This is a genomic window from Maribacter sp., from assembly GCF_039974175.1.
Taxonomy (GTDB): domain Bacteria; phylum Bacteroidota; class Bacteroidia; order Flavobacteriales; family Flavobacteriaceae; genus Maribacter_C.
Genome location: NZ_JBDWJN010000013.1, coordinates 217,300 through 232,040, shown reverse-complemented (window position 1 = coordinate 232,040; position 14,741 = coordinate 217,300). Strand labels below are relative to the sequence as shown.

Here is a 14,741-nt window from a genome sequence, read left to right as displayed (position 1 = left end):
AACGAAAACGTCATGTCAAACAAAAACATTAACAAGTTTATACTTACTTTTATATTTTGCCTAAGTTGTATGCATAGCTACGCACAAAAAGAAATTAATTTGGATTTTAAAAGTGATAAAAAAAACATAGAAGCGAAGAAAATTGGTATTAAAAAAGGAGAATACTTTAAGGTCACTGTAAATGAATTAAATCCAATTCTTTACAAAGCAGGCTTTAAGTTTGAAGATTTTGATTTAATCTCAGAGCCACCCGAAGCTTTAGGCTCTTTGTTTAAAGGACTTCCAAGCAATAAAGCTGAACTATCACTAGAAGAAAGCTATGTTGAAGACCTTATTAAGACATCAGATGTTTTTGTTAAAAATTTCTCTGAGATTGGATTTTATAGAAAAGAAGTAGGTAATGTAGGCAAAGACCCAACGAAAATTATTGAAAAGTGTAAAGAGTTAAGGGAAAAATGGATTGATTCAGTCCTTAAGAAAAATTTTACCGCTGAAGCTAAGAGAATAAATACTACCAACTTCGTTTCATTTACTGAGTTGAAGATTAGTGAAGTTCTGTTTTTCTATGATAACCTAAAAAATCAGAATGAAAAATCTACTACTCCAAACATACAAATTGCAAGAATCTTAGCGGATTTACAAGTTTACTACAAAAACTTAAAACGCGTAGCACCCTCAATTCTTTCAGGTCTATCAGCAATTTCTGAAGGAGCTAACAAAAAGGCAAAGGATTTAAAATTTGAATCCATGTCACCACCTCACCTACCCGAAAAAGATCTAACAACTGCCAAGATATATGTTATCAACAGATTCAATCCATCTGATACGGTAGCCATAAAAAAGCTTGATCTTTTTGTTAAAAACAGGTTTAAAGTGGATTTTTCTACCGGTTTATCAGGCAATTCAATTGTACCTCGGGATTACTATTTTATAAAAACAGATTCCATAAATACCGACATAGGCAATGAAAAAGGCTCAGAAATAGACTTGGGGATAGCTGCTTTGATGCATATTGATTGGCAAATGAGTGAATCATTTGCTTTTGGGCCAGCATTTGGTATCTCAGTTTCATTATTGGATGAGAAACCAAGATATATGCTGGGAATTTCGGGAACCATCGGTAATGATAAAAGCATAAGTATTTCGACAGGTCTTAATTTTGCTCAGGCTAAGCAACTTTCAGAACAAGTTTCAAATGATGGAATTAACTACAGTGGAGAAGCCAACCTATCCCAATTTGAAAGCATACCACTTGTTTCAAAGCTTAAATCAGGCATTTTCTTGTCGGTGACTTATAATTTAACACGTACACGAAAATAATATTGTTAATAACCTTTAATCAATTTTACAATGAAAACTTCCCTTTCCCTAGTACTTTTTACAATACTAATAAGTCTCACGTCTTCAAAATGTGAAAGACTGCCCTCTGGCAGAGATTTGGATGCAAATTCATTCGAAATATATTACAAGATAAACGACACAACCAACTACCAAACACTTCAATTTCAAGCATGCAATAAGATTTTCTACACGGTGGTGGGAAAATTTAAAGGCCAAAAAATAAATGATAGTATCTATGAAATTCAGAACTTAGATATGCGAGCTCATCTTTTAAGAGGGTATCCACCATTTAAAAACAAAGAACTACAATTAAATGATATTCTAATAACACATAGTGAAAGTACAAATTCGTTACTATTCTATTATAGATTAACCCCAGTGGATTCAACTAAATTATTCCAATCCAAATATGTGAAACCATCAACCTTTCCAATAAGAGTAAAAAATAATGTATCCATCTCCTTTGTAGCTGCCAGCAAGAATATACATTTATTAAAAACTTGCGCTATGGGAGAGTATGATGAAAATTCCAATACCGAGAGAATAGTAACCGGGGGAGGTTACGAGTGTAATGGCAAAGGAATAATAAGTGGTAATCAATAATTTCCGAATTGAGAACGTATATAAGAGTCACATTTTTTCTTTTGCTTCAGTGTATTTCTGGGTATGGTCAAAATGCCATTGATAAAACATTTTTGGCACTTAAAGGCTATAACCTAGAAGAAGCAAACATTTATGCAGATAATATAAAAGACTTAGAAATACGAAATTTGTTCTTTAAACAGATCTCGTATTTCTACTCTGGAAAGATTGAGAGTCAAATGGGAGAGCAGAAATTGACAAAAAAACTTTCGTCTAAGGAGCTAATTTCAAAACAGATTCTTATTTCAGATTTACTTTATTTAGAAAAGGATACAAAAAATAACGATTTGATTTTTAGTGGGTACTTCAAATCGCTAAATGCTGCTGAAACAATAAAAGACACTCTTCTAATTACTGAATCTTTACGAAAAATAAACACATACATGCTCTACAGAGCAAGAGATACTATTGCCACCAAGGAGTTTCTCACAAGGTACGAAGCATATACAAATTGGTCACAATTAGATGATTTCTGGCATAGCTACCTCTCCATTGGTTACACTTATATGATGACAGAAGATTATGTAGAAAAAGTAAATCATCAAGAAATAAACAGACTTTTCGAAAATTCCTTTTTGACAGCCAAGGGAAATGATTTTTTAACTGCAACTATATTTCAGATGCGAGAAATATACTTTGCTCACTGGTTAAAAAATTATGAAATGGCCAACGTCCAAAACCTAAAGGCGTCTCAAATTTACAAGTCAATCCCTTTTTGGTTTGCTCAAACCAAAGTAAAAGGCCTTGAGTACAATAGGCATATAAATTTTCATAAAAATGGTAGCCACAAAAAAGCCATAACCTTTTTTAAGAAGGATTTAAATAGAGATAAGGAACCTTTTTTAATTATGCGCACACATGAGTGGCTTTACAAGTGTTACTATGGACTAAAAAAACATGACAGTGCTCTCTATCATTTTCAACAAATGGAAAAGTTAGCAAGACTTATGAAACAAGCTGATAACGCTGCAGCCATAAGAAAGTTAAATGCAAAATACAATTTTGATATAATGAAGAATGAATTGGAGTTGTTGGAAAAAGAAAACATTAAACTAGAAAACAACTTTCTAGCTATATTACCAATCTTTGGTATAACTTCTTTAGTGCTAGTAATTATATTCTTTTTATACAAACGTCATAGAAAAAAAGGTTTGGTTTTGGAGAAAGAAAAACATCAAACATTACAAAAACTTGATGAGCTTAAAAGTATTGTAATAAAAAACCATGTTGTACTCAAAGATAAAACCAAGATTTACATATCGGATTTAATATACATCAAATCCGATGATCATTATCTTAAGATATTTTTAAGTGACAATAAAAGTCACCTTGTTAGAGGTAAATTAAAGCAAATTAGAGAAGAGCTTCCTCCAAATTTCATCCAATGTCATAGATCATATATTGTTAACGCAAATTTTATCAAACAAATTAATAGAGAAGAATTAATTCTAATTAATAATACATCCATTCCTCTTTCAAGATCTTACAGGGACAACTTTTAACAATTACAGATTCATTATTAATTAAGTTTATTCATTCAAATATTATTTTTAATTGAAAAAGTCACCTATTCGGTGAGTACAAAAATTCACAAGACTGAAACGACCCTATTTATTGGGCTTTCTCAAATAAGTTCTAGTCCCTCCGGCTCCACCTACGACCTCCTACGTTTCTCATACTTCGAAACTTCGGAGGGCTTTTTAGGATGTACTTGTAATGATCCGGTACTTCATTTTGAATTGATTTAATAGGTATTATCGTCTATTTGAAAATAATAGCTAGCGTATACTAATTCTAATCATTTGCATTATTACTCAGCTCGATTAATTTGTTCTTCAGAAAGAGTCGCTATTGCCCAATCCTTGCCTGACTCTTCCATTTGGGCGAAGTATAACCTTTTGCCATCGGTTCTTACATTTATCAAACCATATCGCAGACCCTTTACAGCCTTTACCTTGTCAAGTCTAGGTCGATGTAAAGGTGAAGACTGTGAACTTCCCAAAAATAGACGATACTTCGATTTCTCCTCCGCTGTATCATGAACTTTAGTTGCCCTATCCTCACTATGGAACTCGGGCTGTGATTCACTGTACTCTTTCATCGAGCCTATGTTGCTAATCTTTACAGACCTAGCCACTTCGGTCATATAAACCAATGGGCTTACCAACCTATCATTTTCTTCAAGAAACCTTCCGGTAATTGCACTGGCAGATACAATGTTTGGTCTAGGATGATCGTGTGATTCGGCATCCCCAGAAGAAATTACCGTGCATAGCGGGTTAAGACCTTTCAAAAACTTATAGGAGACATCATGAGAACCATGATGACACCCTTTGGCAACATCACTTTTAAACTCTTCAATAAAACTATTACCAGCTGAATACGTTTCCATAATATGGTTCTGGCTATGGGTGTTCAAATCTCCTGTCAAAAGAATTCTTCTATCGCCATAGTCTAACCGCACCAATACACTGTGACCATTTGTGTTTTTAGAATCCCCATCTGGAAATCTTTTTAACGATGGCTTATTTGAAGTTTCTGTTTCGATTGGTCCTAATACCCTAATTGAGCATTTGTCACCGTTCAATTCAAATCCTGGCAAAAAATCATGAGTTTTGTTGGAAAGTCTTGAAACCTCAGTTGGGTCGCCATTGTTTTTTTTCAATTCTGTAACAGCTTTAATGAATCTTCCCCAAGCACCGTTCAACGTATCGGTGTCTGGATTTGCCAAATTCTGTATGGCCTGAAGTGCAGACTGCCTATCATCGATGAGCTTTGTATAATGGCCATTTTCGATAGGTCCAAGTGTTCTAATGGCACTATTGCCGTCCCAACGTTTGAACCACCATGAAAGACCGGCATGATAGACCGATTCAACCGAAACTTGAGAGCAATCAAGTTCTGCTTTGTTTTTTGGGTCATCAAGATTAATCAAGTCCATCAAACCCCCAAAATGATCAATATCATTATGGGTTGCAATCATTGCATCCAATTGAATTTTTACTTCATTATCTCTTTGATCAAATGATAAATAATCTTTATAGAATTTCCAATCAACAAAGTCAGCGGCATTTTTTCCGCTATTTTGGTATGACCTCGTATTGCCGCCATCTACCATGATATTGTGCCCCTCAGGAGTTACCACCAACACTCCATCACCCTGACCTACATCGATGATATACACCTCGAGAAGGGGTTCACCGCCCAAATGCCTTGTATTTATCCAATATTCCTTTCCTCTTCCACTAACCCGTTTCGCGTCACCATTTGTATCTAAAATTCGAACCCGGTCTCCCCAAATAAATCTCCCTTTTGAACCTGAAGGAACCTCGTCGGTACCATCATCGTCTATGGCTTTCGCTGGCGATTGGTAATAATTGGCTAAGTCTGATTTAATTACATCGTCCCACCACTTTTCTCTTGCTGGCATATTATATGTTTTAAGGTTAGAAAATTTGTTAGGCTATAGTATAAGCCACGACCACCTATGTTAATGGAAGAGAATATGATAAGTTAAAACGAGGGATGTAAGAAGGGTTAAAATAAATGTAAGAAAATATTTCTATTCCATCATACTATACGGCAATGAATGCATAACAAGAATATGGTACTAATCGTTTATTTATACAGTATTGATTGAGATGCAGTGAATTAAATGATCCGTCTATCGATATTTGTACAATTTGAGAATTAGTTCTTTTGCACTCCTCATACTCACTTTCATATATTTCTAATTCTAGTTTGAATGCATGGGTTAATGCTTTTCCAATTACACAAAAGACCATCAAGCTAATGACTTTAATACATCTTTTCCATTTTGAATTTTTGACACCTTTAGCTTTTAAACTTGCAAAAAACAAAAACCCCATTTTTGGGGATTGTAGTTGCTAAGAGTTTTTACAATCTTGCAGTTCTTACCAAATTAGCTATTTTCTGGCCTAGTCTGGAAAAAACCTCCCCTAGGGTTCTTTATAATTTTGAAATAAAATGATGTCATTTAAACTATATTGTAAGATAATTATTTCCAATTATACAGAAAATAAAACAAGGCATACAAAACCAGCAACTTACACTGCAGTAAAATCATAATTTTGAGGCGTAGAACCCTATACGCGTCTTTAAGAATAGTAAGTAATGCAATTGGTGATTCGAACAGATTGTCGTCAAAAAGACCTTTTGGAAGATCCAAAAATAAAGACCTTACTTGCCCCCTTCGAACCTGTTAGCTCACTAGAACCGCTCGAACTCGACACGGAATGTTACTACTATATAACCATCCGTGACAATGCCCCGCTTAAAGAACTTATCCCCCAGCTCATGCGAATAAAAAGCATCGAAGCTGTTTACGAAAAACCCCTCGACTTTCCTCCGATGTAATAATTCTCCGTTGTAACTCAGCTGAAATGCTAACAACGGAATTCAAGTACCAACACTCACGCTTCAAATAGTAATCAATTATTAATCAGGTTGAATTGGCCATCGGTCAATCTCTACCTATAAATTCAATCTTATGGCAACAAAAAGGAGAAAAAAAGTCATTGACTCGCCTTCGGGTTCACCGCCAGAACTTATCGTAGTTTCAAAAAGTGTAGAAGCCCCTCATGCGGAGGAAGTGATGAAGGCCGCAAGGTCGAAATCGAAACCGTCGGCCAAAACCTTAGCCGGTTTTGTAGTGGGGCAAAAACTACAATTCGTTCCGTTATTCGGAGAAACCGACCAAGAAGTGGCGGAAATCGCTTCGAAGGCTAGCGCCTTTGAAGGCGGAGAAGACCTTTCCAAAATGCGACAATTCTACAAAGTTGAGGCTCCGGCCGATGCAGATCTGGAAGGACTGGCTAGTTCACTTAACGCACTTGACGAAGTAGACGGGGCATACGTAAAACCTGGTTGTACGCCTCCAGTCTATTTCGGCGACGATGGCGAAAACGATATGCCAGAGGGCGACCAAGCTCCCATTACGCAAAACCTTACGAACAACCAAGGTTATCTGAACGCAGCACCACAAGGTGTTGATGCCCGCTATGCTTGGACTTTGCCCGGTGGACGTGGTAACGGTGTTCGTATTATCGATATCGAAGGGGGTTGGAACTTTAGCCATGAAGACTTACGCAGAAATGTTGGTGGTCTTCTTGGTGGAAATAATAATACCGCTGATCTGAGATGGTTCAATCACGGTACGGCCGTTTTTGGGGAAATGACTGGGGATAGAAACAGTTTCGGAGTTACAGGAATTTGCCCCAGCGCTAATGTACGAGCGTATTCCATCTTTGGTGTTGGTACTGCAACGGCAATACGACGCGCGGCCGACAATCTTTCTGCCGGTGATGTAATGCTCATTGAATTGCATAGGGGCGGTCCAAGATATCCGGGAGGAGATACACAATTGGGTTTTATTGCAATCGAATGGTGGCCAGATGATCTTGCAGCATTGCAATATGCAACCAATAAAGGTATCATTGTGGTCGAAGCAGCTGGTAATGGCTCTCAAAATCTAAATGACGCTATTTACAATACCAGGCCTTCTGGATTTCCATCGAGCTGGCGGAATCCGTTTCGCAGAACAGCGGGTCATGACAGTGGTTGCGTAATTGTAGGTGCTGGTGCACCGCCTCCAGGAACTAATGGTGGTAATTGGGGTGCCGATCGCAGCCGCTTAGGCTTTAGCAACTATGGTACTTGTGTAGATACCCAAGGTTGGGGTCGTGGAGTTACTACCTGCGGATATGGGCAGATAAGAGGTGCCAATCCAAATAATATGAACGAATGGTACACCAACTTCTTTAGTGGTACCAGCAGTGCCTCACCCATTGTTACGGGTACCGTTGCCTGTTTACAAGGAATTCAAAAAGCCGCAGGAAGGGCCTTACTAACGCCTCGTAGAATGCGTCAATTGCTACGTTCTACGGGCTCACCACAGCAGGCAGGGGCCAATCCGGTAACGCAACGCATTGGAAATCGACCCAATCTGAGGGCTTTGGTAGCGGCTACCGCTTCACACCAACCTTGGTGTGGTGTACAGTTTTCGGGCAGTCTCCCTCGAGGGGCGACCCGCAGATGGTTTACCCATAGCTGGCCAGACCACTGGCATGTAGTTTGGACCGTAGTGCCTACCGCACCAGCCATTGATGGTTCTGCGCAAATTGAGTTCAAGGTAAAAACTACCCGACAAGCTTTTGGTCTTATCAAATATTTCATTGAGATAAAGAACCTTAAGAACTATCCGGTAAATGTTCAAGCGCGTTACTGCGTACTGGCATCATAAGCAATACAAACAATTAGTAACCCGGGAAGGTCTGAAAAAAAGAATCTTTCCATAAAATCGAAATATTATGAGAGTAGGTGTTCAATTCACTGGCAGTGTTCCTGCAAATAGCACACGTAGATGGTTTACCCACAGCTGGCCACAGGCATGGCATGTGGTCTGGTACTGCATTCCTAAAAGTCCCGTGCGCGACGGGCCCGCACAATTGGAGTGGAAAATAAAAGTCTGTAGACAAAGTAGTACTCGAATTAAGTACTTTATTGAGGCCAAAAACCTCAGCAACCGCACTTTGCAGTTTGAGGCGCGTTACGCCATTATGAACCGATAAATTTTTGACGAATCTTTAAAAGAATAATTATGAACGTAAATATCAATTTTAATGAAAAGTCTGGTGAAATCGATTTGAAAACCGAAGCCGGCGCGGAAGACACTATGTCTGTTGCCGATGGAGGTGCTCCATCAGGCGATGTAGCGGAATCTTCTAGCGACTTAGACGATTTTGACATCACCGATGATTCAGAAGCTGAAGTTTTAGATATTGGCGCACCAGCAGAATGGCTGATTCAGGCAATATCTCAATCATCTGAGGAAGAAGCCACTTCAGAAGAATCCTTTGATGAGGATTTCAACGATGGCGGCAGCGGCCCTGAAGAATAGGAAGACGTCATTGTAATTTCAAACCCACATGATGCTATCATGTGGGTTTTATTCCTCAATAGAGGCTCCTAGTGCTATTCATGCGACCCGAACTGTAGTAGCTAGAAACAATGTATAGCAATGCTTAGCCTATTTCCAAATGTCATTTATACAAAATTCAATACAGTCTGCACAAAACTTTAAGAGCTACATTTTTAAATCATTAATTTCAGATTTTACTGATTGCATTCATACGTAATTATTTACGAAACCAAAGGTTCCCTACAAGAGAAGAAACTTGAATTGGTTGGCATTTGAATGACGACCCGCTTAATCAATAGTTTAGAGTACGAGCGGTTGGCCAAATGAAAGCCTCAAATTCTAAACTTTTTAAAGAACCTATGCCGACCTCAACTTCCTTTGTGCGCAGTATACAAAAGCCCTTCGTCGCTAACAAAAGGCTATTTGGGCTACTTACGGTCGCCCTCATCGTCATCGGACTTTTGATGGCAGGTTACTACTCGTATACCCAGCGTAATGAACAGTACTTTCGTGAGTCGAAACTACAAAGTCTAGATGCGCATTTCGACATCATCTCCAAACAGCTGAACAATGATGTGCAATCTTATAATGCTCAAAATAATATCACACCACAGTCTGGCGATTCAGTACTACGTAAGCAAGTCACTCCATTAAAGAAAGAAATCTATTCAAGCTGGAAAAAATCAACAAAATCGATCAAACTAGATCAAGCCTTTGACGAGTTGATTGTGGTTATAAATGATCCTGCCAAATCGGTAAGCGAAATCTATAAAAGTTCGCTTAAAGGAGCTATAAAACCGCCTGACAGTTTATTCAGATCTAGTCTGCTTAATATCGGTGTTGCCTATGCAATTCCCGAAGAAAACACCAAGTACCAGCTATTCGGACGAGAATATGATTACGAAACCTCCTTAAATTCCAGTCTAAAACTGCGTATTAAGATACTGGGTCTTGTCAAGGCAGATCGCTACAATGAAAGCATTCGAAAAATAGACTCTTGGATCATTGCCTTACTGACCACCTTCTTACTGCTCGCGATCTTTGGCCTACCCTATTTTAAAATGCTCTTTATCGCCGAAGACGAGCGCCTCTCAAGCAATGACGTCATCTTATCGGGCATATCGGTTGTAGTAGGTGCCCCTATAATAATGATGGTGTTTCTAGCCTTAATGGCGCATTACTATGACTATTACCATACAGTTCCACAACAGTTGAACGAATTGGGAAATGATATCAAGTATCGGTTTGAGCAAGAAAATGAGGCCAATGTCAATGAGCTGTATTCCCTTTCTTTAGAAAAAGCGGATACCCTAAATATGAATGTGGGTCAACAATACTTTGAGATTTCAGAAGCGGATTTAGAAGCTATAGACAACTTCAAATTCATTTCTAAAATCGATCAAACCAATGGTAAGGTCCGCTACCATATTGCTCTAATCGACAAGGATAATATTAAGAATACCAAAACTTTAGATAGCAGGCGCTACTTTAAAGACTTCGACAAGTCAGTCAACCTTTGGAAGTCAGATGTAGTGCCCGAATACGTTATGAGGCCAGTGGTTTCTATAGAAGATCAAACCGCAGAGGCCATCTACATTTTAAACAACAAAACCGATGTGCTACCCGGGTATCGTGTGGGTAGTTCACAACTAAGAGCAATTCACGACCCTATCTTACCCTTTGGATATCAGTTTGCCATTATCGACAACAGTGGTGAAGTTTGGTTTCATTCTGAGGAGGGAAGAGCAACCTTGGAAAATTTTTTTAAAGTTAGCAGGCAATTAGATGACTTAAAGGCTGCAGTACTTGGAAGAATAAATGCCCATGGGCTGGTCAATTATCGTGATGAAGGTAAATTATTCAATGTGGCACCCATTGCAGGATCCAATTTAAGTGTTGTAGCACTATACGACATTGGCCTTCTTCGTACAAGGGTATCAGAGGTATTAACCCTTGCAAGCATGGCAATTTTACTGGCATTTCTGCTTATGCTTTTGATTACCGTCCTTTCCCTTATTATAAGAAATCCCAAACTTGGCCTTTATCGCTACGACAAATTTCTATTCGAGTTTATAACACCGAGAAAAGAGAACAAAGAAACCTACATTCTTTTATCCGCACTCTTTTTGGGTATTTTGTTGATAGCCATCATTGTGGGTACATTTTGTCCCGTTGCTCCGCCAAAAGTCTACATTATATCTCTTCTGTTGGCGATGTGGACCTATCTGATTGTATACTACACCCTTCACCCTTATCGCAATAGAAGAGATATCAAATTCAGGGTACGAGACTTTCTACTGTTGTCAGTCATCGTTTTTCTAAACGTAATTATGATTAAGATCAATCCTGAAAATTACCTGTTCCATATAACAGCAATTCTACTGCAACTATGCTGCATAGCTATAATTGTTCGTGGACAGTTTTTCGCTTTACCAGCTAGAGTCAAGAACATTTGCAAGTACAATTTTTTGAAAATACATATTGCATACAGGTATTGGTATTCAATTTTTCTGTTTAGCTGGTTGTTGTTGGCGGCCGTCTATCCGGCGTATTTGATTTTTGAAAAGGCCCAAGACCTCAATGATATGGTTTGGTTCAAAGCCAATCAAATTTACATGGCAAAGACCTATGAAGAAACAGAAAAAAAGCTGCGAAAGAAGTTACCGGCATTTCAAGAATTGGAAGCACGATATTCAAAACTTTACCAAAAACATTTGGAAGGAGGCCTCTACCCCAAAGCCATTAAATTTAAAGATACCAACGATAACATAGCCCTAGATACTAAGGCGAACGATACCATTCTGCGAGAATTTCTCTGGAATATGCGCCCTATTTACGATGAGAAGGTCAGTTCGTTTAAGGCACTTGTCTACCAAAACTCCGTAGATGCTTCCTGGAGTAGTGTTGAAGATTTGGATCATCTTTCGCTGACGGTGTCCTCCCTAGAAAAAGACGTATCATTTCAGGTCACTGGTCATACGGGAAATAAATTTATGAACACAGGCTATGGTTTTCCAACCTTAAAGGTGACCGGCATACTCTTGATACTTGCCATATTATTTTCTTTAATCCTCTTTTTTGTCGATCGCTTCTTTGCCTTCCGCTTTCGACATTTAAGACCTAATGATTTTGACACCAATAAAGAAAAGGGCTATATCAAAAAATTTGGACAGATACTTCTAGATGAAAGGTCAAACTCTGGTTTATTATTGATTGGTTTGCCCTTTTCAGGGAAACGTGTATTTGCAAAAGAAATACTTAAAACAGCAGGTTATACCAAAGACGCCACCCTTTCTATGCTCCGACTTGACAACGTGGATACCAACACAGATATTTCGGATATTTTAGCAGTGTTGGCCGGCTTCGATCTAAAAAATGGAGACGAATTCAACTTGGAAGCGCATGAGGCATTTATCATCGAACACCTAGAACATAATATAAAATCATATGATGCCAATCACATAAAACTAAATGTCATTTCATTTTTGATTTCCAAGCGGAAAAGGGTCATACTTGTATCTGAAGTATACCCGAGTCAGATTTTCGCATTTTACGAAAATCCTCCGGAGGATCACAACTTACCCCTAGGAAGTTATGAGGATGATTTTAACTCCTGGCGAAATATTCTAAGTGCCTTCCCGCAGGTATTGATCGGCATAACCAGCAATAAGAAAAAAGTATACCGAATATTAGGAATTACACCCACAGATAAACCGACCAAATTTGAACGCACCATTGCTCCGTTAATAGCGGAATTAGGGCACAGTAAGTTTCTGCCAACATTGGCCCCAATCATATTGTCAAAAACGTTGTACACCACAGAAAATCCTGACGAACCTGGGCAACAATTAGACCGTCAACGCATGGTGATGCACACCCAAAACCTGGGTCATGGTTATTACAACGACATCTGGAACGCCTTACCGACAAGAGAACGTTACCTGCTCTATGATTTGGCCAAAGATGGCTTTCTCAACATTAAAAACCGCAACTCACTCTTCTCCCTAATGAAAAAAGGTTTGATCGTATGGAGAGATCGCCCCGCGATTTTCAACTTTAGTTTTAAAAACTTCATTATCACATCGGTATCGTTGAACGAGGCGCTTCGACTAGAAAAAAAGAATAGAGGTAAAGGTTCATGGGGAAGCACCAGAATTTTATTTTACCTCATCATTCTAACCACCATCGCTTTCATTGCCATGGGCAAACCAGAACTATTAAAAGACTTTGAAACACTAGTCGGCACCTTAGGTGGTCTAGGTGTTGTAATACCATTAATCAGCAAACTATTGGCCTCTGGGGGTAATAAGTAGCGTAAAATTGTGCAACAGTCAACGCAAATAATACGTATCAACAAAGTTTAATCTTAAAAAAATAATATCATGGGAAAAAAAACGAAATCAACAGATTTGTTCGCTTTAAAAAGTAAGGAAGAGCTATTAGAAAATTCAGAGTCAGGGGTACACCGATATGGTGAATCATTTATCTGTACCACAGATCGAACCGGTCACAAAACACCCGGCAATAAATCACCTTTGGAAATACTTGTAGATGCTAGTGAAGGGTTTATTCCCCTTTGGGCACAACATCAAGTATTGCGATGGACTTTTGATGAAGTAGCCTTACATTATTATAAAAACACGGAAGGGATTAAAACCTATATCAGAGAATTATTTGGTGAGGCCCTACTCGGTTGGGGAGATGCCGTTCCAGTGCGTTTTTGTGAAAACCAAGACAATTCCGATTTTCAGATACATGTGGCTTCCTCTGACAAATGCAACGCGCACGGATGTGTTTTGGCCAGTGCCTTTTTCCCAGACAGCGGAAGACATCAGTTGGTAATCTATCCGAAAATGTTCAGTCAATCAAGAAAAGAGCAAGTGGAGACCATGATGCATGAATTGGGGCATATTTTTGGGTTACGCCACTTTTTTGCAAAGATTAGTGAAAAGGCATGGCCATCTGAAATCTTTGGCGAGCACAAGCCCTTTTCCATTATGAATTACGGCGCCAAAAGTGTCATGACCGAAGCGGATATACGAGATTTGAGACAACTCTATCAATTGGCTTGGAGTGGAGAACTTCTGTCTATTAACGAAACTCCCATTCATTTGGTAATGCCCTTTCACACAGCAGGCGTTGTAGTATAGTACCCAGTAGCATCTGCATCAAACTTATCTGAATCAACTAAAAAATGGTTCTCGTATTACCCAGCGTGAACTTCTTCTACGGAGTACTACGAGAACCAATTAAGCGGTACGGTTTGGATACGTACTATAAAGGATTATCCTTGTAGGTACAAAACTTAACCGTCTACAACTTTTCCAGTTCGGGATATAGCCTTCTGGCCTTTTCTGCGATATTGTTCACAGGAGTTTTGATTGACGCCATTTCCAAAGAACCCTGGTCAGAATTTATAGTAGCGGTTTGTTCTGCTTGAATGGCCATAGCTCCTAGAATGAGTGCTTTCTTTCGTTCTTCCACGGCTTCCTCTTGGGCCACATCTTTCTGTTTCTCAACTTGCTTTACATCCTTTTCAGCTCGTTCAGCCCGTTTTCGGTTTACCTCTTTGCCGAACAAAAATCCTGCAGCAGCAAAAACTATGGCTTCAACGCCAGAAAACAGATAAATCAGCCTACTCCAATCAGGATCTTCGGCATTGACCTTTCCGATCAGATAATAAACAAAAAAGCCGTAGGCCACAAGAACCCCAGCAGCCAAAACATAAGGTGCGTAGTTTACTCCGTCTTTGGTATTTGTAAGTGAAGTTTCAATGCTATCATTTGCCATTTCTTTTTGCGTTTTTATAGATTAACCA

10 protein-coding genes are annotated in these 14,741 nt (G+C 38.8%); 8 read left to right on the top strand and 2 right to left on the bottom strand.

The genetic code is table 11. The annotated features are described in order from the left end of the window. Positions 1-12: 12 nt before the first annotated feature. The 3 genes from ABJN95_RS18320 to ABJN95_RS18310 are packed head-to-tail and all read left to right on the top strand — an operon-like array spanning position 13 to position 3,485. On the top strand, positions 13-1,320 hold the full coding sequence (locus ABJN95_RS18320) for a hypothetical protein (protein ID WP_348372571.1): 1,308 nt from the start codon (positions 13-15) through the stop codon (positions 1,318-1,320). Positions 1,321-1,350: 30 nt separating this feature from the next. Continuing rightward, the gene (locus tag ABJN95_RS18315) at positions 1,351-1,944 is read left to right on the top strand and encodes a hypothetical protein (RefSeq protein ID WP_348372569.1); all 594 of its coding nucleotides are present in this window, start codon (positions 1,351-1,353) and stop codon (positions 1,942-1,944) included. Positions 1,945-1,952: 8 nt separating this feature from the next. Further along, positions 1,953-3,485, top strand: a complete 1,533-nt coding sequence (locus ABJN95_RS18310; protein WP_348372567.1) for a LytTR family DNA-binding domain-containing protein — start codon at positions 1,953-1,955, stop codon at positions 3,483-3,485. Positions 3,486-3,793: 308 nt separating this feature from the next. Here the strand turns inward: ABJN95_RS18310 and ABJN95_RS18305 are convergent, their stop codons facing one another. Next, positions 3,794-5,413, bottom strand: a complete 1,620-nt coding sequence (locus ABJN95_RS18305; RefSeq protein ID WP_348372566.1) for an MBL fold metallo-hydrolase — start codon at positions 5,411-5,413, stop codon at positions 3,794-3,796. Positions 5,414-6,493: 1,080 nt separating this feature from the next. On the opposite strand from ABJN95_RS18305, the gene ABJN95_RS18300 reads away from it, so the two are divergent. From ABJN95_RS18300 to ABJN95_RS18280, 5 genes are all read left to right on the top strand, one after another. After that, the gene (locus ABJN95_RS18300) at positions 6,494-8,245 is read left to right on the top strand and encodes a S8 family peptidase (protein ID WP_348372564.1); all 1,752 of its coding nucleotides are present in this window, start codon (positions 6,494-6,496) and stop codon (positions 8,243-8,245) included. Positions 8,246-8,312: 67 nt separating this feature from the next. Continuing rightward, positions 8,313-8,573 carry a hypothetical protein gene (locus ABJN95_RS18295; RefSeq protein ID WP_348372562.1) on the top strand — a complete coding sequence of 87 codons (261 nt, stop codon included), beginning with the start codon at positions 8,313-8,315 and terminating at the stop codon, positions 8,571-8,573. Positions 8,574-8,602: 29 nt separating this feature from the next. Next, entirely contained in the window at positions 8,603-8,902 is a 300-nt protein-coding gene (locus ABJN95_RS18290; protein ID WP_348372561.1) for a hypothetical protein, read from the top strand. A gap of 380 nt (positions 8,903-9,282) precedes the next feature. Beyond that, positions 9,283-13,236 carry a hypothetical protein gene (locus ABJN95_RS18285; RefSeq protein ID WP_348372559.1) on the top strand — a complete coding sequence of 1,318 codons (3,954 nt, stop codon included), beginning with the start codon at positions 9,283-9,285 and terminating at the stop codon, positions 13,234-13,236. Between the two features lie 69 nt (positions 13,237-13,305). Further along, complete coding sequence (locus tag ABJN95_RS18280; protein ID WP_348372557.1) at positions 13,306-14,073, top strand: matrixin family metalloprotease; 768 nt, start codon at positions 13,306-13,308, stop codon at positions 14,071-14,073. A gap of 163 nt (positions 14,074-14,236) precedes the next feature. Here ABJN95_RS18280 and ABJN95_RS18275 read toward each other — a convergent pair whose 3' ends face one another. Next, positions 14,237-14,713 (bottom strand): hypothetical protein, encoded by a 477-nt coding sequence (locus ABJN95_RS18275; RefSeq protein ID WP_348372556.1) that lies wholly within the window; start codon positions 14,711-14,713, stop codon positions 14,237-14,239. Positions 14,714-14,741 lie beyond the last annotated feature (28 nt).